Consider the following 20,741-nt stretch of genomic DNA (forward strand, 5'->3'; position numbering starts at 1 on the left):
GCCAGGGACATTCGAATGACGACACCCGCCGATGCCTCCACCCTCGCCGTTGCGCACGAGCCGAATCCGCACGCCAACCAGTTTGCCCTGCTCAAGCAGCGGCGCTTCGCACCCTTTTTCTGGACTCAATTCGAGGGCGCGGCGAACGACAGCCTTTTCAAGTTCGCCTTCACCGTGATGGTGACCTACCAGCTCCAGCTGAGCTGGCTGTCGCCGGTGATGGCGGGCCTGGCGATCGGCGCGCTCTTCATCCTGCCCTTCCTGCTGTTCTCGGCCACAGCGGGTCAGCTGACCGACAAGTACGACAAGACGAAGATGATCCGCTTCGTCAAGAACCTCGAGATCGCCATCATGGCGCTGGCTGCCTGGGGCTTCCTGCGCGCGGATGCGGTGCTGCTGCTGGCATGCGTGTTCCTGATGGGGCTGCACTCGACGCTGTTCGGTCCCGTCAAGTTCGCCTACCTTCCGCAGATGCTCGATGCGCGCGAGCTCACTGGCGGCAACGGCATGGTCGAGATGGGCACCTTCGTCGCGATCCTGTTGGGCCAGGTGGCCGGCGGCCTGCTGGTTGCGCTGCCGGGCATCGGCCACACGACCGTGGCGGTGGCCTGCCTGCTGCTGGCGCTGGCAGGGCGCGTCGTCGCCCAGGCCATTCCGCAGGCGCCGGCAACCGATCCTGGCCTGGTGATCAACTGGAACCCCATCAGCGAGACCTGGCGCAACCTGCGTCTCGCGCATGGCAACCTGGTGGTGTTCCGCTCGTTGCTGGGGATCTCGTGGATGTGGTTTTTCGGGGCGGTCTTCCTGAGCGAATTCCCGAGCTTCGCCAAGGAGGTGCTGCACGGCAACGAGCAGGTGGCCTCGCTGCTGCTGGTGGTGTTCTCGGTGGGCATCGGCATCGGCTCGCTGCTGTGCGAAACCATGAGCCGTCGCCAGGTGGAGATCGGCCTGGTGCCGCTGGGCGCGATCGGCATGAGCGTGTTCGCGATCGACCTTTACTTCGCCTCGCGCAACCTGCCGCCCGCGGCGGACATGGGCCTGGCGGGCTTCGTCGCGCAGCCGGCCCACTGGCGCGTGATGGCCGACCTGGGCCTGCTGTCGCTCTTCGCCGGCCTCTACAGCGTACCCATGTACGCGCTGATCCAACTGCGCAGCCAGCCCACGCACCGCGCACGCATCATCGCGGCCAACAACATCCTCAATGCGCTCTTCATGATCGCCAGCGCCGTGATCGCGGGCGCGCTCCTCAAGGCCGGCTGCACGATCCCGCAGATCTTTCTCTTGACCGGCATCGCCAATGCGGTGGTTGCCTTCTACATCTTCATGCTGGTGCCGGAGTACCTGCTGCGCTTCGTCGCCTGGATGCTGTCGCACCTGGTCTACCGTTTCGACGTGAAGGGCGATGAGCACATTCCGGCCGAGGGAGCCGCCGTGCTCGTCTGCAACCATGTGAGCTTCATCGATGCGGTGCTGCTGATGGCCGCAAGCCCGCGGCCGATCCGCTTCATCATGGACCACCGCATCTTCCGCGTGCCGGTGCTCGGCTGGCTGTTCCGCCTGGCCAAGGCCATTCCGATCGCGTCTCAAAAGGAAGATCCGGCCGCCTACGAGGACGCCTTCGCCCGCGCGGTCCAGGTGCTGCGCGAAGGCGACCTGCTCGCCATCTTTCCCGAGGGCGCCATCACGCGCGACGGCACGCTGCAGCCCTTCAAGGGCGGCGTGATGCGGATCCTCGAAGACGCTCGCGCCCAAGGCATCGACGTGCCGGTGATCCCGATGGCGCTGACCAACCTCTGGGGTTCGTATTTCAGCCGCATCGAAGTGCGCGACGGCGAGCGCGTGGCGATGGTGCGCCCCTTCCGGCGCGGCTTCTTCAGTCGTGTCGGGCTGCGCGTCGGCGGCGCGATGGCGCGCGCCGAGGTACAGCCCGAGGCTCTGCAGCGGCGCGTCAGCGGGCTGCTGGGCAGCCAGCCGACCTGATGCTGTTTCTGCCCGACGACGCCTGGCAATCGATCACCTGGTTCGGTGACAGCGGCTTCCTGCTGCCCGTCGCGGCTTGGATTGCCGTGTGGCTGGGCGTGCGGACGGTCACGCGGCCGATCGCATGGCGCTGGCTCGTGCTGTTCGGCTCCGCCGGTGCCCTCGTTGCGGCATCGAAGATCGCTTTCCTGGGCTGGGGCATCGGCAGCGCGATGCTCAACTTCACCGGCATCAGCGGCCACACCATGCTTTCGGCCAGCATCTGGCCGGTCGCCTTCTGGCTGGTCGCTGCCCATCGGGCGCCGCGCGTGCGCGCCTCCGCCGCCGCGCTCGGCTGGGTCTTCGCCGCGCTCATCGGCCTGTCGAGACTGGCGATCTATGCCCATTCCAAGTCGGAGGTTGCGGCGGGGTTCGCGGTTGGCGCGGCCGTCAGCGCGCTGTTCCTGTGGCGGCAGCATCACCGGCCGCCGCCGCGGCTCCACTGGCTCCTCCTCTTGCTCAGCATCGTCTCGCCGATGCTGTTCCTTCGCCCAGGCACGCCGGCGCCCACGCAGGACGCGCTCGGCCTGGTCGCCGTGCGGCTGGCCGGTATCGATCGCCCCTTCACGCGCGAGGACCTGCTGCGGCGCCGGCAGCGCATCGGTACCGATTGAAGATACCGGGAGCGGCGAGTTTCGCCACCGGCGCGGAATCTGCGCCCCGCGGTGAACGCGCGAACCATCATTCGCGCACCTTCACTACGCCGCGAGGCATCCATGCAACCCTCCACCCCCATCGTCTCCCTCCAGCGCGACACCCGTGCCTGGCAGGTCCAGGTCTGGATCTCCTTCGGCTTGGCCGTGTTCCTCTGCGCGACCGGCCTGGGCTGGCTGCCGGGACAGGCGCTGGACCGGGCGTTCATGGTGATGGGCTACGTGTTCTGCTTGTCGGCGGCCTTCGTGCTGGCCAAGTTCGTGCGCGACAACCAGCGCGGCGCGCTGCCCGGCGCCGGCGACACGCCGATGTGGAAGCTCGTGGTCTGGGGCGGCTTCTTCACCGCGATGGGCCTGACCGGCTGGGGCCTGCTGCGCATGGAGATCAGCGAGACCTACAAGGCCTTCCTCGGCGTGAGCTGGCTGTTCCTGATCAGCAGCGCCTTCACGCTGGCCAAGACCTTGCGTGACCGCCACGAGGCCGACATCGCCGAAGCGCGCCTGCAGGGCCGCCGCGAAGCCCGCGCCGAAGCGGAGCGTGGTGAATGAGAGCGCAAGCCCTTCAAGCCCTTATCCTGGAGAGCACATCATGACGAAGTCTTTGGTCCAGGCCGTGATCGCAGCGTGTGCCGCGCTGGCGGGCATCGCCGCCCCGCTTCAGGTTCATGCGCAGAGCGAGGCTTCGGCCGCTCTGTCGATGTTGCCGGTGGCCTCGGTCGTCGGAACCGCCTCGCTGGCAGGGAGCGCGGCGACTTCGGCGGTGGCGGTGCCGGCAGCGCTGTCGGTGGCCGGTTCGACGCTCACGGTGGTGGCGATCGAGGCTTCGGCGGATGGAACCGTTTATCTGCTGGAGCGCGCATCCGATGGCGCCCGCGCGAGCGTCAAGGTGATTGGCCGTGCCGTCCTTGGCAGCGTGGTCGTGGCCGGCACCGTGGTGACGGTCAGCGTGATCGGCACCGGCGTCGTGCTGTCGGCGGCCGGCGAAGTGCTGGCCTTCGTCCCGAATGCCCTGGGCCGCGCGCTGCTCTACAACGAGAGGCTGTCGTGAAGCGCATTCCTACCAACTTCGGCAACTACGAGACCGAGTACCGAAGCCGCGTGCCGCATGTGCGCCGCTGGCTGCGATCGGTCCTGCACGTGCTTGCGGCGGCGCTGGCTGTGACCCTGGCCGGGCTCTTCCTGTTCCCGCTCAACGCGCATGCCGGCCGATCCTGCGAGGAGCACCGGCCGAACGCGGCTTCCATCATCAAGGGCATGGAGCTTGCCCAGCGCACCGCGCAGCAGCTCGACGCCAGCGGCGCCCAGGTGGTGCTGCTGGCGCGGGCGGGCCAGGACCTGGGCAAGTACGGGCTGCGCTACTCGCACATGGGCCTGGCCTACAAGACCGAAGCCGGCCTCTGGCGCGTGGTGCACAAGCTGAACCAGTGCAACACGGCGACGGCGGCGGTCTACCGCCAGGGACTGGGCGAGTTCTTCCTCGACGACCTGTGGCGCAACGAGGCCGCCTGGGTCGTCCCGACGCCGGCCGTGCAGGCGCAGCTGCGGGCGGCGCTCGGCGAACCGCCTTCGCGCATCACGAGACTGCACATCCCTTCCTACAGCATCGTGAGCTATGCCTGGGGTGACAAATACCAGCAGTCGAACCAGTGGGCGATCGAGACCCTGGCGGCGGCGATGGAGCCCGCGACGATCCGCACGCGCGCGCAGGCGCAGGCATGGCTGAAGTTCAAGGGCTACGAGCCCACCACGCTCAAGCTCGGGCCGCTGACGCGGCTCGGCGGGCGCCTCGGCGCGGCCAATGTGGCCTTCGACGATCACCCCAACGAGAAGCGCTTTTCCGACCGTATCGAAACCGTGACGGTCGACTCGGTCTTCGCCTGGATGCCTCGTGCGGGACTCGGCGCGGCCCCGGTGGTGCTCGGGCTCTGATGCAGCAGCTTCAACAACAACGAGGAATCGGATGAGCAGCAAGTCCCTGCGTCTGTCGGAGAAATGGTTCCGACGCGGCCTGTGGGTGGTGGCCCTGGTGTTCGCGAGCTTCCTCATCGGATTGGGCAGCACCGTCGTTGGCGACCTGCCGCGCGTGGAGCGCACGCTCACGCTCGATGACTTCATCGATCGCCAGGCTGCCGAACCGCTGCGCCAGACGATCCTGGCCAGCGAGCGTACCGAGCAAGAGGCCACGCGCGAGCGCGAGCAGGCCGAGCTCGCGCTGATGGCCGCCCAGCAGGCCAGCCGCACTTCGCGGGAGACCTTCGGCAATTGGCTGGCGACGCGGCGCGTGACCGCGCAGCCGGACCAGGACACCGAGCTGATCGCCCGCACCAGGGCGCTGGACGCGCTGAAGGCCAAGGAGAACGAAGCCGAGCGGGCGGTCGGGGCGCAGCGGCAGATCGCGCTCGATGCACGCCAGGCCCGCCAGAGCGCCCAGGAGAAGCTTGCAGTGCTCGAAGCGTCGGCGCGCAAGTCGCTGGAGGCGGAGAGCCGGCGCGTCGAACTGCGCGTGTTCGCCTATCGGCTGGCGCTGACCCTGCCGCTGCTGGTGGTCGCGGGCTGGCTGTTCGCGAAGAAGCGCAAGAGCACCTGGTGGCCCTTTGTCTGGGGCTTCATCTTCTTCGCGTTGTTCGCCTTCTTCGTCGAGCTGGTGCCCTACCTGCCGAGCTATGGAGGCTACGTGCGCTACGCGGTGGGCATCGTGCTGACCGTGCTGGTGGGGCGCTACGCGATCATCGCGCTCAACCGCTACCTGGCGCGCCAGAAGCTCGCCGAAGCACAGCCCGACACCGTCCGCCGCAACGAGTTGAGCTACGACACGGCGTTGGCGCGGCTGGCCAAGAGCGTGTGCCCGGGTTGCGAGCGGCCGGTGGAACTGAAGAACACCGAGATCGACTTCTGCCCGCATTGCGGCATCGGCTTGTTCGACCACTGCCGGGCGTGCAAGGCGCGCAAGAGTGCCTTCTCGCGCTTCTGCCATGCCTGCGGTACCGTCGCGGCATCGCCGCCGGCCGATGGTCTGCCGCCTCAGGTCCAGCCGGCATCCACCACGTAGTCCTGCGCGCTGCACATCCGCGAATCGTCGGCGGCGAGGAAGAGCGCCATGCTCGCGATGTCCTGCGCCATCACCCGGCCGGGCAGGCATTGGGCAGCGTCGATCTGGGCCTCGGATTCAGGCTTGACCCAGAGCTTCAGCTGGCGCTCGGTCATCACCCAGCCCGGCACGATGGAATTCACGCGGATGTTGGCCTTGCCGAGGTCGCGCGCCAGCGAGCGCGTGAGCCCGCGCGCGGCGGCCTTGCACGCCTGGTAGACCGGGTAGCCGGCGCCCTTGATCATCCAGCTGATCGAGCCGAAGTTGATGATCGAGCCGCCGCCCGCTGCACGCATGTCGTCCGCCACGGCCTGCGCGGCGAAGAACTGGTGCTTGAAGTTCATCGCCACCAGCGCATCGAAGTCTTCGCTCGTGACATCGGCCATCTCGTGGCGGCGGTCGTTGGCGGCGTTGTTGAGCAGCACGCGGATCGGCCCGAAGCGCGCCCGCACCGCGGCGATGGCCGCCTGCAATGCGGCGACGTCGGTCACGTCGCATTGATGGAACAGCACTTCGTTGTCGCCCTGCAGTGTGGCCGCCAATGTGTTGCCGGCCGCATCGTCGATGTCGCAGAAGCCGACGTGAGCGCCCTGCGCGTGAAAGGCACGCACCAGGGCCTCGCCGATGCCGGTGGCGCCACCCGAGATGAAAACGCTGCGGCCGGCGAGTGATGGATAGCGCGCGGAATAGAAGGAGTTCGTTGCCGTCATGATCAGGATTCCTGCGATTGGAAGGGGCTGCCGCGGAGGGCGCGGCCGGGTGATTCTCTACGGCGGGGACGGCGCGCGCCAGTGCGCGCACCGCCCTCGCGCATGCGGCGTATGGCTTAGGTCGTGTTCCCGCGCGCACTGCTTCTGGCTACGCTCGATGCCTTCGATACGAGACGTGCCACCATGTTCAGCCAGCTCCTTCATCGCCACGCCGCCGCCGGCCTGTACCTTGCGTCCTTTCTCATCGCACTGCTGTCGGCGGTGAGTCTGGTCGCCAACGCACAGGAGCCGGGCATCCGGCTCTTCAAGGTGGTTTCGCCGCGCGACGATATCGTGGTCGGCATCGAGGCCGTGCAGTTGGGCTCCGGCAGCACGCCCGAGGTGCAGCGCTTCGCAGCACTGGTTCAGGCCAAGAGTCCCCTGACCGTGTGGCAGTACGCCTCGCAAAAGGACGCGGGCGGCGCCCTGGTCCAGGCGCCCATCCGGCAGGTCGCCTTGTTCGGGAACGAGCTGCTGCGCGTCGAGCCCTACAGCACGCCCTTGCCCATCAAGACGCCGAGCGCCGCGAAATAGCCGCCGACCGGTTTTGCGCTAAACGCCGCGCGCCCGATCGGCCTTGAACTGCACGCGGAACTGCGAATAGGTGCCGGTGTCGAGCGCCGCGCGGATCTCGCGCATCAGGTTCAGGTAGTAGTGCAGGTTGTGGATGGTCGTGAGCATCGGCCCGAGCATCTCGCCGCAGCGATCCAGGTGATGCAGGTAGGCGCGGCTGAAGCCCTCGCGTCCGCCGTCGTTCCAGGGCACGCCCGAAGCGCCGGCGCAAGCATGGCAGCTGCAGCTCGGATCGATGGGCTGCGGATCGTTCTTGTGGCGCGCGTTGCGCATCTTCAGGTCGCCGAAGCGGGTGAAAAGGGTCCCGTTGCGGGCATTGCGCGTGGGCATCACGCAGTCGAACAGGTCGACGCCCTGGGCCACGCCCTCCACCAGGTCCTCGGGTGTGCCCACGCCCATCAGGTAGCGCGGCTTGTTCGCCGGCAGCCGGTGCGGCGTGTGCGCCATGATGCGCAGCATCTCCTCCTTGGGCTCGCCGACGCTGACGCCGCCGATCGCATAGCCCGGGAAGTCGAGCTCGACCAGCTGGGCCAGCGATTCCTCGCGCAGGTGCTCGTACATGCCGCCCTGCACGATGCCGAAAAGCGCGTTCGGGTTCGCGAGCCGCGCGAACTCGGCCTGGCAGCGCCGGGCCCAGCGCAGGCTCAGTTCCATCGACGAACGCGCCTCGGCTTCGGTCGTGACGTGGCCGTGGGTGTCGTAGGGCGTGCATTCGTCGAACTGCATGACGACGTCGCTGTTGAGGATGGTCTGGATCTGCATCGAGACCTCGGGCGTGAGAAAGAGCTTGTCGCCGTTGACGGGCGACGCGAACTTCACGCCCTCCTCGCTGATCTTGCGCATGGCGCCCAGCGACCAGACCTGGAAGCCGCCCGAGTCGGTGAGGATGGGCTTGTCCCATTTCTCGAATTGATGCAGGCCGCCGAAGCCGGCCATCACGTCCAGGCCCGGGCGCATCCAGAGATGGAAGGTGTTGCCCAGGATGATCTGCGCGCCCATTTCCTCGAGGCTGCGCGGCATCACGCCCTTGACGGTGCCGTAGGTGCCCACGGGCATGAAGATCGGCGTCTGAACCACGCCATGGTTGAGCGTGAGTTTGCCGCGGCGCGCATGGCTGCCGGGATCGGTGGCGAGGAGTTGGAAGTTCAGCATGCGTTGTCTATTGATCGTTCGCGCGGGCCAGCAGCATCGCGTCGCCATAGCTGAAGAAGCGGTAGCGCTCGCGGATCGCGTGGGCATAGAGCGCCATCACGCGTTCGTAGCCGGCAAAGGCACTCACCAGCATCATGAGCGTGCTCTTGGGCAGGTGGAAGTTGGTGACGAGCAGGTCCACATGCGCGAAGGCGAAGCCCGGCGTGATGAAGATGCGGGTGTCGCCGGCGGCCTCACCGCTCTTGGCCCACGATTCGAGGGTGCGCACGGTGGTGGTGCCGACGGCGACGATGCGGCCGCCGTGCGCCTTGGTTTCTGCGATTGCGCGCTGCGTCGCCTCGGGCACCTCGTAGCGCTCGGCATGCATCTGGTGCTCGGCGATGTTCTCGGTCTTGACCGGCTGAAAGGTACCGGCGCCCACGTGCAGCGTGACGCTGGCGCGTTGCACGCCCCGCGCCTCGAGCTCGGCGAGCAGTGCCTCGTCGAAGTGCAGTGCCGCCGTCGGCGCGGCCACCGCGCCCGGCACGCGGGCGAACACGGTCTGGTAGCGCCGCTCGTCGTCCTGCGAGTCGGCGTGCTCGATGTAGGGCGGCAATGGCACATGGCCGCAGCGCGCCATCAGCGCATAGGGGTCCTCGCCGGCGGGGCTGTCGAAGCGCAGGCGGAACAGCGCGCCTCGTTCGTCGGGCCACCGGCCCAGCAGCGTTGCCTGGAAGCCGCCGCCCATGGCGAGCACGGTACCCACCGGCGGCTTCTTGCTGACCTTCATATGGGCCACCACCTCGTGGTGCTGCAGCACACGCTCCACCAGCAGCTCGAGCTTGCCGCCGGTGGGTTTCTCGCCGAACAGGCGCGCCTTGACCACGCGGGTGTCGTTGAAGACCAGCAGGTCGCCCGGGCGCAGCAGCGAGGGCAGGGCCTTGAAGATGCGGTCGGAGGGTGGGTCTGTCCTGCCGTCGAGCAGGCGCGAGGCGCTGCGCTCGGCGGCCGGGTGCTGGGCCACCAGCTCGGGCGGCAGATCGAAATCGAAGTCGGAGAGCGTGAAGGCGCGCATGGATCTTGAGGGCCGGACGGGCCCGTGCCAAGGAGGCGGGGGAAAGGAAAGGGGGCCGAAGAGGCGGGCAGAATTGTCCCATGCCCGCCGCCGCCAAGTCCTTGCCTCCGGAAAAGCCCGTCGCGGCGCCCGGCACCGGCCTGAGCGCAGTGCAGCGCGCGCTGCGCAAGCTGGGCCTGGTGCGCGACATCGACTTCGCGCTCTATTTGCCGATGCGCTACGAAGACGAGACCCGCCTGGTGCGCCTGGCCGACACGCGCGATGGCGACGTGGCGCAGATCGAGGCGGTGGTGACCGGGAGCGAGGTGGTCTTTCGCCCCCGCCGCCAGCTCATCGTGACGGTGGACGACGGCAGCGACACCTGTCAGCTGCGCTTCTTCAATTTCTATCCTTCGCAGCAGAAGCAGCTGGCGGTGGGCGCGCGGGTGCGCTTGCGCGGCGAGGTGCGTGGCGGTTTCGCCGGGCGGCAGATGATGCATCCGAACGTCAAGGCAGCGGGCACGGAGCTCCCGCAGGCGCTGACGCCGGTGTACTCGACCGTCGCCGGCCTGCCGCAGCCGGTGCTGCGGCGCGAAGTGCGATCCGGCCTGGCTCGCGCGGCGCTCGACGAAACCATTCCCGAGGGGTGGGCGCCGCCGAACGCCTGGGACCTGCGGCGAGCACTTCATTTCCTGCACTATCCGGCGCCCGATGTCGCAATGGCCACGCTGGAGGACCACAGCCACCCGGCCTGGCAGCGGCTCAAGGCCGACGAACTGCTGGCGCAGCAGCTGTCGCAGCTGCAGGCGCGGCGGGCCCGCGGCGCGCAGCGGGCGCCGGTGCTGTCGGCGGCTGCCTCGAAGAACTCGCTCGGCGAGGCGTTGCGGGCCGTTCTCCCGTTCGCGCTGACCGGCGCCCAGCAGCGCGTGGTGGAGGAGATCGCCCGCGACCTCGCGCGCGAAGTGCCGATGCACCGGCTGCTGCAGGGCGACGTGGGCTCGGGCAAGACGGTGGTCGCGGCGCTCGCGGCGGCGCGCTGCATCGACGCCGGCCACCAGTGCGCCCTGATGGCGCCCACCGAGATCCTGGCCGCGCAGCATTTCGGCAAGCTGGTCGGCTGGCTCGATCCGCTGCTGGCCGAGCGGGGCCTGCGCGTGGCCTGGCTCACCGGCAGCCAGAAGAAGAAGGAGCGCGATGCGATGTCGGCCGTGGTCGAGAACGGCGAGGCGGCATTGGTGATCGGCACGCATGCCGTCATCTCCGAGAAGGTTCGCTTCCGCAACCTGGCCCTGGCGATCATCGACGAGCAGCACCGCTTCGGCGTCGCCCAGCGGCTGGCGCTGCGTGGCAAGGCCGGGGGGCAGCTGGAGCCGCATCTCCTGATGATGAGCGCCACTCCGATCCCGCGCACCCTGGCGATGAGCTACTACGCCGACCTCGACGTCTCGACCCTCGACGAGCTGCCGCCGGGCCGCACGCCCATCGTCACCAAGCTGGTGGCCGAGCATCGGCGAGACGAAGTCATCGATCGCATCCGCGTCCAGCTGGAACAGGGCAGGCAGGTCTACTGGGTCTGTCCCCTGATCGAGGAGAGCGAGGCCGTCGACCTGCGCAATGCGACGCAGACGCGCGACGAACTGGCCGGCGCGCTCGGGGCGGAGGTGGGCGTCGGGCTCCTGCACTCGCGCATGCCGACGGCCGAGAAGCAGGCCGTGATGGAGGCCTTCACGGCCAACCGGCTGCAGGTGCTGGTGAGCACCACCGTGATCGAGGTCGGCGTCGACGTGCCCAATGCCTCGCTGATGGTGATCGAGCATGCCGAGCGCTTCGGTCTGTCGCAACTGCATCAGCTGCGCGGCCGGGTCGGGCGCGGCGCGGCGGCCTCGGCTTGCGTGCTGCTGTACGCGCCGAACGAGGGCGGCCGGGTCGGCGAGTCGGCCCGGGCGCGGCTCAAGGCGATGGCCGAGACCAGCGACGGCTTCGAGATCGCGCGGCGCGACCTCGACATACGCGGCCCCGGCGAATTCCTCGGCGCGCGCCAGTCGGGCGCGCCGCTGCTGCGCTTCGCCGACCTCAGCACCGATGTGCTGCTGCTCGACTGGGCGCGCTCACTGGCACCGCGCATGCTCGACCGCCATCCCGCGCTGGCCGAGAAGCATGTCGACCGTTGGCTGGGCAGCAAGGCCGAATACCTCAAAGCCTGAGTGATGGCCTCCATCGGGCCGGGCGGTCACGGGTTGAATCCCCGTTATGAAATTTGGCGCTCTGTCAAAAGCCCTTAGCGATGCTCCCGGCACGCGTCGGGAGCTCTTGCGCATAATTGACGGAAGCTATGACCCTCACCGAACTCAAATACATCGTTGCGGTTGCGCGCGAGCGGCATTTCGGCAAGGCGGCCGAGGCCTGCTACGTCTCGCAGCCCACCCTGTCGGTCGCCATCAAGAAGCTGGAGGACGAACTCGAAGTCAAGCTCTTCGAGCGCAGCGCAGGTGAGGTCACGGTCACGCCGCTGGGCGAGCAGATCGTGCAGCAGGCCCAGAGCGTGCTCGACCAGGCTGCCAGCATCAAGGAGATCGCCAAGCGCGGCAAGGACCCGCTGTCGGGTCCGCTGAATCTCGGCGTGATCTACACCATCGGCCCCTACCTGCTGCCCGACCTGGTGCGCCAGAACATCGCGCGCACACCCCAGATGCCGCTGGTGCTCCAGGAGAATTTCACCGTCAAGCTGCTGGAGATGCTGCGTTCGGGTGAGATCGATTGCGCGATCATGGCCGAGCCTTTCCCGGACACCGGGCTCGCGGTGGCGCAGCTGTACGACGAGCCTTTCATGGCGGCTGTTCCGGTCCACCATCCGCTGGCGGAGCGCGAATCCGTGAGCTCCGACGAGCTCAAGAAGGAAACCATGCTGCTGCTCGGCACAGGCCACTGCTTTCGCGACCACGTGCTCGAGGTGTGTCCGGAATTCGCCCGCTTCTCGAGCGATGCCGAGGGCATTCGCAAGAGCTTCGAAGGCTCCTCGCTGGAGACCATCAAGCACATGGTCGCGGCCGGCATGGGCGTGACGCTGGTGCCGCGCCTGTCGGTTCCGGCCGATGCACTCAAGCCTCGGGGCGCGAAAGGACGCAGCAGAGAGCCAGAGCAGATCGTGCGCTACCTGCCTGTGCGCGACATCCAGGGCGGCGAGCCGCCGACGCGCCGCGTGGTGCTGGCGTGGCGCCGCAGCTTCACGCGCTACGAGGCCATCGCGGCGCTGCGTAACGCCATCTATGCCTGCGAGCTGCCGGGCGTCAAGCGGCTTTCGTAGCCGACCCGGCTTCTCAAGTTTTCACCCGTTCAACGACCTCGAAGAAGGAACTCGCCATGGCCAAAGTCCACAAGAAATCCAAGTCCGCTGCTGCCGACGCACCGGCCGCTTCCGCCGGCAAGGTGCCCACGAAGGGCGACACGCTGGTGGCCCAGGAATCGGGCAGCCGCAATGCGCCGATGATCAACATCGGCATCGACCGTGAGGACCGTGCCGCCATCGCCGAGGGCCTGAGCCGCGTGCTGGCGGACACCTATACGCTCTATCTCACGACGCATAACTTCCACTGGAACGTGACCGGCCCGCACTTCAACTCGCTGCATGCGATGTTCATGGCGCAGTACACAGAGCTGTGGGGCTCGACCGACGTCATCGCCGAGCGCATTCGCGCGCTGGGCCACTACGCGCCGGGCTCCTATGCGGAGTTCAGCAAGATCGCGACTGTGCCCGACGTGCCCAGGGACCCGCCCAAGGCCATGGAGATGGTGCGCATCCTGGTCAAGGGCCACGAGACTGTCTCGCGCATCGCGCGCGAGTTCATCCCCGTCGCCGAAGAGGCCGGCGACGATCCGACCGCCGACATGCTGACCGCGCGCTGCACGGTGCACGACCAGACGGCCTGGATGCTGCGTTCGCTGCTGGAGGATTGAGCGAGGTCGCTCAGAACTTGGCGCGCAGCGTCAACTGCAGCTCGCGCGGCGGCCCGGGGATGATCAGGTTGTCCACGCTGCCGTGGGCCGATACATAGTGCTTCTTGTTGGCGAGGTTCTTCAGGTTCAGTGCCAGCTCGTAGCGATCGGTCTTGTAGCTGCCTGCCAGGTCGGCCGTCACGTAGCCCGGCAGCGTCACCAGGTTGGTCAGCGAGGCGTAGCGCGCCGCCACGTAGTTCAGCCCGCCGCCGGCGCTGAAGCCGTGCCCCAGGTCCTTCATGAGCCACACGAAGGCCGAGTGCCGGGGCGTGAGCGGCGCCACCTTGCCCTGGACCGGCATCGGTGCGCCCACGGGCAGTTGCAAGCCGCTGACGGTGGCGAGCGACTTCACCATCCGTCCATCCAGGTAGGCATAGCCCGCGCTGATGTCCCAGCGTCCCGGCAGCTTGCCCGCGACCGTGAGCTCCAGCCCGTTGGTGCGCTGGGTGCCCACGTTGATCTGCCGTGCCGGATTCGCCGGGTCGCTGTTCTTGATGCCCGAGCGCTCCAGGTTGAAGAGCGCGGCCGTGAAGCCGAGCGCGCCTTCCAGGAAGTCGAGCTTGGCGCCGATCTCCTTGTTGACCGTGATCTCGGGCGCGTTGTCGGCGTTGTTGGCAGACAGCGCGAAGTTTTCCGCCGAAGGCTGGAACGAGCGGCTGTACGACACATAGTACGACTGCGCGTCGCTCGGCTGCCAGACCAGGCCGGCTCGCGGGCTGAACTTTTTGTCGGTCCGCGTGAGGGTGGGCAGGCTTCGTTCGAAGGACGTCTCCTGGTCGAACATGTCGTAGCGAGCGCCCACCAGGGCCTTCCATTGCGGCGCCAGCGTGATCTGGTCCTGCGCATAGAGCGCCGTGGTCTCGAAGGTGGAGTTGCTGGGGATGGCGCTCGTCGCCAGGTAGCTGGCGAGTGGAATGGGCGGCGGGACGGAGACCGGGTCGAAGATGCTCACGCGCTGAAAGCCGACGCTCGACGAGACGGAATAGGCGCGCTTGTTCTGCACGCCGAGCTCCGCGCCGACCAGCCACTCCTGCTTGAAGCCACCGAGCTCGTTGCGCCAGCTCAGGTCGCTCTGGTTGAACCAGCCGTCTTCGTCGCGATCGACGAAGCCGCGCGTGCGGCCGACGGTGAGGCGCACCGGGTCGGTCGTGCCGCTGGGCAGCGTGTTGAAGCGGTCGAGCTTGTAGCTGTAATAGCGGGTGGTGTTGCGCAGGCTCAGCGTGTCGCTGAAGCGGTGGTTCAGCGTGGCGGTGAAGGACTGGACCTTGGAGGTGCTGGTGTCGTCGCGCCGGGCGAGGGCAGAGCCGTAGTAGGTGCCGATCGGCACGTCGACCGGGCGGCCGTTGAGTGCCGGAATGCCGAAGTCCGTCAATCGCTGGTCATGGGCGTTGGTGTACTGCAGCAGCAGGTCGGTCTGCGGGCTGAACTTCATCGCCAGGGAAGGCGCGATGCTGTAGCGGTCGATGAACTGCTGGTCGCGATAGCTGCCCGACTTCTCACGGGCGACGTTGAGCCGGAACGCCATGTTCTCGCCGATGGGCGTGTTGAGGTCGGCGGTGGCGCGCTTGAAGTCGTGGCTGCCGAGCCCGAGCGAGACTTCGCCGAAGGACTCCCCGAATACCGGCTTCTTGGTGACGCGATTGATCAGGCCGCCCGAGGACCCGCGGCCGTAGAGCACGGCAGCCGGACCTTTGAGCACCTCGATGCGCTCGGTGTCCGACAGGTCGCGAAAGTAGAGCGCATCGTCGCGCACGCCGTCCACGAACCAGTCTGCGATGGCCGTGAAGCCGCGGATGACAACCTGGTCTCGCTGGCCGTCGCCGCTGCTGAAGGAAACGCCGGGCGCGTTGCGCAGTGCATCCTGCATGGAGGTGGCGCCCTGGTCGCGCAGCAGCTGCGCCGGCAGCACATTGACGGCCTGTGGAACGTCGCGCAGCGGAGCGCTGCCCTTGGTGGCCGTGCTGCCGACGGCGGTCGCGTAGCCGGCCTCCTGGTCCGTGCTGACGGTAACTTCCTTCAAGGTGTTGCCCTGTTGCTGGGCCTGCGCCGCGCCATGAAGCAGGGCCAGTGACGCTGCAGTAAGTGGCAGAAGGCGCAGCCGTGAGCGCGTGCGGGGGAGGGACATGACATTTCCTTTCAGGCAAGAACAGCATGCGAAGCGCCGTGCGGTCTGCCATCGAAGCGATGGCGAACCGACGGGGCCCTGCCTGGAAATATCTGGGTTGGGTGCCTTTGCGCGGCGACCCGGCAGGGCAGCCGAGGCCTGGAATGCAAAGGGAATCGCGTCGCGCGAAGCGTCGGATTCTAGCGGGCCCCCTGGCGAGCGGCTGTCCTGCGTGGCGCAAAATCGCGGCATGTCCGCCTCTACCGCCGTCGCGCCTCGCGGCCGCTTTTCGCTCTACCTGGATCTGATCCGATGGAACCGCCCGGCCGGCTGGCTGCTGCTGTTGTGGCCCTCGCTGGCGGCGCTGTGGTTTGCGGCGGACGGCTTCCCCGGCTGGCACCTGTTGACGGTCTTCGTGCTCGGCACCATCCTGATGCGCAGCGCGGGCTGCTGCGTCAACGACGTCGCCGATCGCGACTTCGATCGGCACGTCAAGCGAACCGCCCAGCGGCCCGTCACCAGCGGGGCGGTGTCAGTCAAGGAGGCGCTGACCCTCGGGGCGGTGCTCGCGCTGATGGCCTTCATGCTGGTGCTCACGACCCGTCGCGCGGCGGTGCTGTGGTCCTTCGCAGCGTTGGCCGTCACGCTGGTCTATCCCTTCGCAAAGCGCTTCGTCGCAGTCCCCCAAGCGGTGTTGGGCATTGCCTTCAGCTTCGGCATTCCGATGGCCTTTGCGGCCGTGCAATCCTCGGTGCCGGCCTTGGCCTGGTGGCTGCTGGCGGGCAACCTGTTCTGGGTGCTGGCCTACGACACCGAATACGCCATGGTCGACCGCGACGATGATCTCAAGATCGGCATGAAGACCTCGGCCATCACCTTCGGCCGCTTCGATGTGGCCGCGGTGATGGCGAGCTATGCGATCTTCCTGGTGATGTGGGCTGTTGCCAGCGCGAGCCGGCAGCTGAACCCTGTCGTCTACGCGGGCGTTGCTCTCGCAGCGGCGCAGGCGCTGTGGCACTGGCGGTTGATCCGCGAGCGTACGCGGGAGGGCTGCTTCAAGGCCTTTCGGCTCAACCATTGGCTGGGCTTCACCATGTTTGCCGCCGTGGTGGCCGGGCATCTGCTGCGCTGAATCCGAGGGAGCGCGCTTCAGCCGCGGCCGAACTCCTCGGCCAGTTCCGCCGCGCGCAAGTGGGCGGCGCGGATCGCGGCCTTGAATTTGCCTTTGACGTCGGCGCTCTCGAGCGAGGTGATCGCGGCGTACGTGGTCCCGCCCTTGGAGGTCACGCGCTCGCGCAGTACGGCGGGCGGCTCGCTTGCATCATTCGCCAGGGTCGAGGCGCCGGTGAAGGTGCCGACGGCCAGCCGGTGTGCCTGCTCGGGCGTGAGACCCAGCTCGATGCCCGCTTCGGTCATGGCCTCGATGAAATAGAACACGTAAGCGGGCCCCGAGCCGGACACCGCGGTGACTGCGTCCAGCGCGCTCTCGGCGTCCACCCAGATCAGCTCGCCGGTGGCTTCCAGGACCTGCTCCACCAACTTGTGCCCGGCCGCATCGACGGCCTGCCGCGCGAACAGGCCGGTCATGCCCTTGCCGACCAGCGCCGGCGTGTTCGGCATGGCGCGTACCACCTTCTCGGTGGCGAGCCAGCGCGCGATGCTCTCGGAGGGGATGCCCGCGGCGACGCTGAGATGCAACGCGTCCTTGGCCAGCCCCCGGACGGCCTGTGCGGCTTGCGCAAAACTCTGCGGCTTGACGGCCCAGACCACCACCCCGCAACGCTCGAGCGCCGCGCCCGCCTCGGCCTGCGCCGTGATGCCGAAATCGTGGCGGAGCCGCTCGCGGGCTTCGGCCAGGGGTTCGACCACCTCGAAGGCCGTGGCCGGGATCTGTCGCTTGATCAGCCCGCCGATGATGGCGCTGGCCATGTTGCCGCCGCCGATGAAGCCGATGGGCGGCAGGGGAGCCCGCTCCTGGCGGGGCAGGAAGGTGACGGCGATGTTCATGATCTATCCATTGAAATGAACGCTGCGAAGTGCAGAGCTGAAGCGGATGGAAATTGTCGCCGCTCGTCATCCTGGAGGTGCTCGCCACTCGGCCTCGGCGCGCGAAGTCTATCGTGATGGAAGGGAGACTGAACAGAGGGCAGCCTCCATCGGTCGTATTTAGGAAGCGTGCACTCACCTTGCAAGCCTCGCGTTTGCCAGATTGGGTTCGACGCATCGACAACGCGCATCCCCGGGAAGGTCGCGGCACAATGGCGGTTTGACACCCGTGCACTCTCGTGCCACAATCGCGGGCTTCGCTTTAAAAGGCGAAAAACAGCGATAGAGCTTCCGCCCAACGGAGACGCATCGAAGTGGTTTCGATGCGAGGACGACGGGCCCAAGACTGACCGCAAGCTGCTTCCGGCATTTCGGAGTGGCGACCGGTACAAGTTGGGAATACACGAAATGATCCAAACTGAATCCCGGCTCGATGTGGCCGACAACACGGGCGCGAAATCCGTCCTGTGTATCAAGGTGCTCGGCGGCTCCAAGCGGCGTTATGCCAGCGTGGGCGACGTCATCAAGGTCAGCATCAAGGAAGCCGCTCCGCGGGGTCGCGTCAAGAAGGGCGAGATCTACAGCGCAGTGGTGGTTCGCACCGCCAAGGGCATCCGTCGCGCCGACGGCTCGCTCGTCAAGTTCGACGGCAACGCCGCCGTTCTGCTCAATGCCAAGCTGGAGCCCATCGGCACCCGCATCTTCGGACCGGTCACGCGCGAGCTGCGCACCGAGAAGTTCATGAAGATCGTGTCGCTGGCCCCCGAAGTTCTCTAAGGACAACTCGCCATGAACAAGATTCGCAAGGGCGACCAGGTCATCGTGCTGGCCGGGCGCGACAAGGGCAAGCGCGGCACGGTGTCGCTGCGTAAGGATGACTCTCATTTGGTCGTCGAGGGCGTGAACCTCGCCAAGAAGCACACAAAGCCGAACCCGCTCAAGGGCACGACCGGGGGCATCGTCGAGAAGGCCATGCCGATTCACCAATCCAACGTGGCGATCTTCAATGCCGCGACCGGCAAGGCCGATCGCGTGGGCATCAAGGTCACGGACGGCAAGCGCGTGCGCGTCTTCAAGTCCAGCGGCGAAGAAATCAAGGCCGCCTAAGGGGTACTCACATGGCACGTCTCCAACAACACTACCGCGAAAAGATCGCGAAGGACCTGACCGAGAAGTTCGGCTACAAGTCGCCCATGCAGGTTCCGCGCCTGACCAAGATCACGCTCAACATGGGTGTGGGCGAAGCGGTCGCCGACAAGAAGGTGCTCGATAACGCGGTGGCCGACCTGACCAAGATCGCCGGCCAGAAGCCCGTCGTGACCAAGTCGAAGAAGGCGATCGCCGGCTTCAAGATCCGCGAAAACCAGCCGATCGGCTGCATGGTCACGCTGCGCGGCGTCCAGATGTACGAATTTCTGGACCGCTTCGTGACCGTGGCGCTGCCGCGCGTGCGCGACTTCCGTGGCATCTCCGGCCGTGCCTTCGACGGCCGTGGCAACTACAACATCGGCGTGAAAGAGCAGATCATTTTCCCGGAGATCGAATACGACAAGGTCGACGCTCTGCGCGGTTTGAATATCAGCATCACGACCACGGCCAAGACCGACGAGGAAGCCAAGGCGCTGCTCGCGGGCTTCCGTTTCCCGTTCAAGAACTGAGGTGACTTGTGGCTAAAGTAGCTTTGATCGAGCGCGAGCTCAAGCGAGAAAAACTGGTCGCAAAGTACGCCGCCAAGCACGCGGAACTGAAGGCGATTGCCAACGACGCGAAGAAGAGCGATGAAGAGCGTGCGGCTGCGCGCCTGGCTCTGCAGAAGCTCCCGCGCAATGCCAACCCGACCCGTCAGCGCAACCGCTGCGAAATCACCGGCCGTCCGCGTGGCACCTTCCGCCAGTTCGGTCTGGCCCGCGCCAAGATCCGTGAACTGGCCTTCAACGGCGACATCCCCGGTGTCACCAAGGCCAGCTGGTAAGCCAGGCAGGAGCAAAGAACATGAGCATGAGTGATCCCATTGCCGACCTGCTGACGCGTATCCGCAACGCGCAGATGGTGGCGAAGCCCACCGTCTCGGTCCCGTCTTCCAAGGTGAAGATTGCGATCGCGCAGGTGCTGAAGGACGAGGGCTATATCGACGGCTTCCAGGTCAAGACCGAAGCCGGCAAGAGCGAGCTCGAGATTGCGCTGAAGTATTACGCAGGCCGTCCGGTCATCGAGCGCATCGAGCGCGTGAGCCGCCCCGGCTTGCGTGTCTACAAGGCCAGCGCTGCAATCCCGCAAGTGCAAAACGGGCTCGGCGTCGCCATCGTCACCACTCCCAAGGGCGTGATGACCGACCGCAAGGCTCGCGCCAGCGGCGTGGGCGGCGAAGTGCTGTGCTACGTCGCCTGACCGAGACATCGAGGAGTAACTGAAATGTCCCGAGTAGGAAAAATGCCGGTCGCCATCCCCCAAGACGTGGATGTGGCGATCAAGGATGACCAGATCAGCGTCAAGGGCAAGGGCGGCACGCTCAGCCTGGCGCGCAATGCGCTGGTGAACGTCGTCAACAAAGACGGCAAGCTGAGCTTCGAGCCCGCCAACGAATCGCGCGATGCAAACGCGATGAGCGGCACGGTGCGCCAGCTGGTGAACAACATGGTGGTCGGTGTGACCAAGGGCTTCGAGAAGAAGTTGAACCTGGTCGGCGTGGGCTACAAGGCCCAGGCACAAGGCACCAAGCTGAACCTGCAGGTCGGTTATTCGCACCCGGTCGACAAGCTGATGCCCGAAGGCATCACGGTGGCGACGCCCACCCCGACCGAAATCGTGATCAAGGGTGCCGACCGCCAGCGCGTCGGCCAGGTGGCCGCTGAGATTCGAGCTGTTCGTCCGCCCGAGCCCTACAAGGGCAAGGGGATCCGTTATTCGGACGAGAAGATCGTGATCAAAGAGACCAAGAAGAAATAAGGGGCAGCAAAATGATGTTGACCAAGAAAGCACAGCGTCTTCGCCGCTCGCGTCAGACTCGCATCCGCATTGCGACGCAAGGCGTGGCGCGCCTGACCGTGAACCGCACCAACCTGCACATCTATGCTGCCGTCATCTCCGACGACGGCACCAAGGTGATCGCCTCCGCGTCCACCGCGGAAGCGGAAGTGCGCACCTCGTTGGGCGGGTCGGGCAAGGGCGGCAACACCGCCGCCGCCACGATCATCGGCAAGCGCATCGCCGAGAAGGCGAAGGCCGCCGGTGTCGAGAAGGTCGCTTTCGACCGCGCGGGTTTCGCCTACCACGGCCGCGTCAAGGCGCTGGCCGATGCGGCTCGCGAAGCCGGCCTGCAGTTCTAATCGGA

At 66.9% G+C, this 20,741-nt stretch carries 23 protein-coding genes; 18 read left to right on the forward strand and 5 right to left on the reverse strand.

What is annotated here, in order from left to right:
- Positions 1–15 precede the first annotated feature (15 nt).
- The 6 genes from J2739_RS07790 (at position 16) to J2739_RS07815 (ending at position 5,721) form a co-directional block, all read left to right on the forward strand.
- Complete coding sequence (locus tag J2739_RS07790) at positions 16–1,980, forward strand: MFS transporter (RefSeq protein ID WP_309900232.1); 1,965 nt, start codon at positions 16–18, stop codon at positions 1,978–1,980.
- Positions 1,980–2,633: a phosphatase PAP2 family protein gene (locus tag J2739_RS07795; RefSeq protein WP_309900234.1), complete on the forward strand. Its 654-nt coding sequence runs from the start codon at positions 1,980–1,982 to the stop codon at positions 2,631–2,633. Before J2739_RS07790 ends, J2739_RS07795 begins: the two co-directional genes overlap by 1 nt.
- 102 nt (positions 2,634–2,735) lie before the next feature.
- Positions 2,736–3,221: a YiaA/YiaB family inner membrane protein gene (locus J2739_RS07800; RefSeq protein WP_309900236.1), complete on the forward strand. Its 486-nt coding sequence runs from the start codon at positions 2,736–2,738 to the stop codon at positions 3,219–3,221.
- Positions 3,222–3,261: 40 nt separating this feature from the next.
- A complete protein-coding gene (locus J2739_RS07805; protein WP_309900238.1) occupies positions 3,262–3,720 on the forward strand; it encodes a hypothetical protein in 459 nt (152 codons plus the stop codon).
- 89 nt (positions 3,721–3,809) lie between these two features.
- A complete protein-coding gene (locus tag J2739_RS07810; RefSeq protein WP_405053859.1) occupies positions 3,810–4,601 on the forward strand; it encodes a DUF2145 domain-containing protein in 792 nt (263 codons plus the stop codon).
- Positions 4,602–4,632: 31 nt separating this feature from the next.
- Positions 4,633–5,721 (forward strand): serine endopeptidase, encoded by a 1,089-nt coding sequence (locus J2739_RS07815; RefSeq protein WP_309900240.1) that lies wholly within the window; start codon positions 4,633–4,635, stop codon positions 5,719–5,721.
- Here J2739_RS07815 and J2739_RS07820 read toward each other — a convergent pair.
- Complete coding sequence (locus J2739_RS07820) at positions 5,694–6,470, reverse strand: SDR family NAD(P)-dependent oxidoreductase (protein ID WP_309900242.1); 777 nt, start codon at positions 6,468–6,470, stop codon at positions 5,694–5,696. The two genes, J2739_RS07815 and J2739_RS07820, sit on opposite strands and share 28 nt — an antisense overlap.
- A gap of 183 nt (positions 6,471–6,653) precedes the next feature.
- On the opposite strand from J2739_RS07820, the gene J2739_RS07825 reads away from it, so the two are divergent.
- Positions 6,654–7,043 (forward strand): hypothetical protein, encoded by a 390-nt coding sequence (locus tag J2739_RS07825; RefSeq protein WP_309900245.1) that lies wholly within the window; start codon positions 6,654–6,656, stop codon positions 7,041–7,043.
- A gap of 18 nt (positions 7,044–7,061) precedes the next feature.
- Here the strand turns inward: J2739_RS07825 and tgt are convergent, their stop codons facing one another.
- Entirely contained in the window at positions 7,062–8,234 is a 1,173-nt protein-coding gene (gene tgt, locus J2739_RS07830) for a tRNA guanosine(34) transglycosylase Tgt (protein ID WP_309900247.1), read from the reverse strand.
- A 7-nt stretch (positions 8,235–8,241) separates the two neighbouring features.
- Positions 8,242–9,288 carry a tRNA preQ1(34) S-adenosylmethionine ribosyltransferase-isomerase QueA gene (gene queA / locus J2739_RS07835; RefSeq protein ID WP_309900249.1) on the reverse strand — a complete coding sequence of 349 codons (1,047 nt, stop codon included), beginning with the start codon at positions 9,286–9,288 and terminating at the stop codon, positions 8,242–8,244.
- Positions 9,289–9,368: 80 nt separating this feature from the next.
- Here queA and recG point away from each other — a divergent pair, with 80 nt between their 5' ends.
- The 3 genes from recG (at position 9,369) to J2739_RS07850 (ending at position 13,221) form a co-directional block, all read left to right on the forward strand.
- Positions 9,369–11,471: an ATP-dependent DNA helicase RecG gene (gene recG, locus J2739_RS07840; protein ID WP_309900251.1), complete on the forward strand. Its 2,103-nt coding sequence runs from the start codon at positions 9,369–9,371 to the stop codon at positions 11,469–11,471.
- Positions 11,472–11,599: 128 nt separating this feature from the next.
- Complete coding sequence (locus J2739_RS07845; protein ID WP_309900253.1) at positions 11,600–12,571, forward strand: LysR substrate-binding domain-containing protein; 972 nt, start codon at positions 11,600–11,602, stop codon at positions 12,569–12,571.
- A gap of 56 nt (positions 12,572–12,627) precedes the next feature.
- A complete protein-coding gene (locus J2739_RS07850; RefSeq protein WP_309900255.1) occupies positions 12,628–13,221 on the forward strand; it encodes a Dps family protein in 594 nt (197 codons plus the stop codon).
- 10 nt (positions 13,222–13,231) lie between these two features.
- On the opposite strand, the gene J2739_RS07855 is transcribed toward J2739_RS07850, so the two are convergent.
- Positions 13,232–15,385 (reverse strand): TonB-dependent receptor, encoded by a 2,154-nt coding sequence (locus tag J2739_RS07855; RefSeq protein ID WP_309900257.1) that lies wholly within the window; start codon positions 15,383–15,385, stop codon positions 13,232–13,234.
- Between the two features lie 229 nt (positions 15,386–15,614).
- Between J2739_RS07855 and ubiA the strand changes: the two genes are divergently transcribed.
- Entirely contained in the window at positions 15,615–16,496 is an 882-nt protein-coding gene (gene ubiA / locus J2739_RS07860) for a 4-hydroxybenzoate octaprenyltransferase (RefSeq protein ID WP_309900260.1), read from the forward strand.
- Positions 16,497–16,513: 17 nt separating this feature from the next.
- On the opposite strand, the gene proC is transcribed toward ubiA, so the two are convergent.
- Positions 16,514–17,371, reverse strand: coding sequence for a pyrroline-5-carboxylate reductase (proC, locus tag J2739_RS07865; RefSeq protein ID WP_309900262.1), 858 nt, complete (start codon positions 17,369–17,371; stop codon positions 16,514–16,516).
- Between the two features lie 447 nt (positions 17,372–17,818).
- On the opposite strand from proC, the gene rplN reads away from it, so the two are divergent.
- The 7 genes from rplN to rplR are packed head-to-tail and all read left to right on the forward strand — an operon-like array spanning position 17,819 to position 20,736.
- Positions 17,819–18,187, forward strand: coding sequence for a 50S ribosomal protein L14 (gene rplN / locus J2739_RS07870; protein ID WP_068674584.1), 369 nt, complete (start codon positions 17,819–17,821; stop codon positions 18,185–18,187).
- Between the two features lie 12 nt (positions 18,188–18,199).
- The gene (rplX, locus tag J2739_RS07875; RefSeq protein ID WP_309900264.1) at positions 18,200–18,517 is read left to right on the forward strand and encodes a 50S ribosomal protein L24; all 318 of its coding nucleotides are present in this window, start codon (positions 18,200–18,202) and stop codon (positions 18,515–18,517) included.
- 11 nt (positions 18,518–18,528) lie between these two features.
- Positions 18,529–19,068: a 50S ribosomal protein L5 gene (rplE, locus tag J2739_RS07880; protein WP_068674580.1), complete on the forward strand. Its 540-nt coding sequence runs from the start codon at positions 18,529–18,531 to the stop codon at positions 19,066–19,068.
- An 8-nt stretch (positions 19,069–19,076) separates the two neighbouring features.
- Positions 19,077–19,382, forward strand: coding sequence for a 30S ribosomal protein S14 (gene rpsN / locus J2739_RS07885; RefSeq protein WP_106556362.1), 306 nt, complete (start codon positions 19,077–19,079; stop codon positions 19,380–19,382).
- Between the two features lie 20 nt (positions 19,383–19,402).
- Positions 19,403–19,798: a 30S ribosomal protein S8 gene (gene rpsH, locus J2739_RS07890; RefSeq protein WP_162572711.1), complete on the forward strand. Its 396-nt coding sequence runs from the start codon at positions 19,403–19,405 to the stop codon at positions 19,796–19,798.
- Between the two features lie 24 nt (positions 19,799–19,822).
- A complete protein-coding gene (gene rplF / locus J2739_RS07895) occupies positions 19,823–20,356 on the forward strand; it encodes a 50S ribosomal protein L6 (RefSeq protein WP_309900266.1) in 534 nt (177 codons plus the stop codon).
- 14 nt (positions 20,357–20,370) lie between these two features.
- Positions 20,371–20,736: a 50S ribosomal protein L18 gene (gene rplR, locus J2739_RS07900; protein WP_309900268.1), complete on the forward strand. Its 366-nt coding sequence runs from the start codon at positions 20,371–20,373 to the stop codon at positions 20,734–20,736.
- Positions 20,737–20,741 lie beyond the last annotated feature (5 nt).

The organism is Variovorax soli, assembly GCF_031454625.1.
Taxonomy (GTDB): domain Bacteria; phylum Pseudomonadota; class Gammaproteobacteria; order Burkholderiales; family Burkholderiaceae_C; genus Variovorax; species Variovorax soli_A.

What these genes read in the sequence shown, in the direction of transcription:
- J2739_RS07790 (WP_309900232.1), top strand. Translation starts at nt 16, where the DNA reads ATGACGACACCCGCCGATGCCTCCACCCTCGCCGTTGCGCACGAGCCG.
- J2739_RS07795 (WP_309900234.1), top strand. Translation starts at nt 1,980, where the DNA reads ATGCTGTTTCTGCCCGACGACGCCTGGCAATCGATCACCTGGTTCGGT.
- J2739_RS07800 (WP_309900236.1), top strand. Translation starts at nt 2,736, where the DNA reads ATGCAACCCTCCACCCCCATCGTCTCCCTCCAGCGCGACACCCGTGCC.
- J2739_RS07805 (WP_309900238.1), top strand. Translation starts at nt 3,262, where the DNA reads ATGACGAAGTCTTTGGTCCAGGCCGTGATCGCAGCGTGTGCCGCGCTG.
- J2739_RS07815 (WP_309900240.1), top strand. Translation starts at nt 4,633, where the DNA reads ATGAGCAGCAAGTCCCTGCGTCTGTCGGAGAAATGGTTCCGACGCGGC.
- J2739_RS07820 (WP_309900242.1), bottom strand. Translation starts at nt 6,470, where the DNA reads ATGACGGCAACGAACTCCTTCTATTCCGCGCGCTATCCATCACTCGCC.
- J2739_RS07825 (WP_309900245.1), top strand. Translation starts at nt 6,654, where the DNA reads ATGTTCAGCCAGCTCCTTCATCGCCACGCCGCCGCCGGCCTGTACCTT.
- tgt (WP_309900247.1), bottom strand. Translation starts at nt 8,234, where the DNA reads ATGCTGAACTTCCAACTCCTCGCCACCGATCCCGGCAGCCATGCGCGC.
- queA (WP_309900249.1), bottom strand. Translation starts at nt 9,288, where the DNA reads ATGCGCGCCTTCACGCTCTCCGACTTCGATTTCGATCTGCCGCCCGAG.
- recG (WP_309900251.1), top strand. Translation starts at nt 9,369, where the DNA reads ATGCCCGCCGCCGCCAAGTCCTTGCCTCCGGAAAAGCCCGTCGCGGCG.
- J2739_RS07845 (WP_309900253.1), top strand. Translation starts at nt 11,600, where the DNA reads ATGACCCTCACCGAACTCAAATACATCGTTGCGGTTGCGCGCGAGCGG.
- J2739_RS07850 (WP_309900255.1), top strand. Translation starts at nt 12,628, where the DNA reads ATGGCCAAAGTCCACAAGAAATCCAAGTCCGCTGCTGCCGACGCACCG.
- J2739_RS07855 (WP_309900257.1), bottom strand. Translation starts at nt 15,385, where the DNA reads ATGTCCCTCCCCCGCACGCGCTCACGGCTGCGCCTTCTGCCACTTACT.
- ubiA (WP_309900260.1), top strand. Translation starts at nt 15,615, where the DNA reads ATGTCCGCCTCTACCGCCGTCGCGCCTCGCGGCCGCTTTTCGCTCTAC.
- proC (WP_309900262.1), bottom strand. Translation starts at nt 17,371, where the DNA reads ATGAACATCGCCGTCACCTTCCTGCCCCGCCAGGAGCGGGCTCCCCTG.
- rplN (WP_068674584.1), top strand. Translation starts at nt 17,819, where the DNA reads ATGATCCAAACTGAATCCCGGCTCGATGTGGCCGACAACACGGGCGCG.
- rplX (WP_309900264.1), top strand. Translation starts at nt 18,200, where the DNA reads ATGAACAAGATTCGCAAGGGCGACCAGGTCATCGTGCTGGCCGGGCGC.
- rplE (WP_068674580.1), top strand. Translation starts at nt 18,529, where the DNA reads ATGGCACGTCTCCAACAACACTACCGCGAAAAGATCGCGAAGGACCTG.
- rpsH (WP_162572711.1), top strand. Translation starts at nt 19,403, where the DNA reads ATGAGCATGAGTGATCCCATTGCCGACCTGCTGACGCGTATCCGCAAC.
- rplF (WP_309900266.1), top strand. Translation starts at nt 19,823, where the DNA reads ATGTCCCGAGTAGGAAAAATGCCGGTCGCCATCCCCCAAGACGTGGAT.
- rplR (WP_309900268.1), top strand. Translation starts at nt 20,371, where the DNA reads ATGTTGACCAAGAAAGCACAGCGTCTTCGCCGCTCGCGTCAGACTCGC.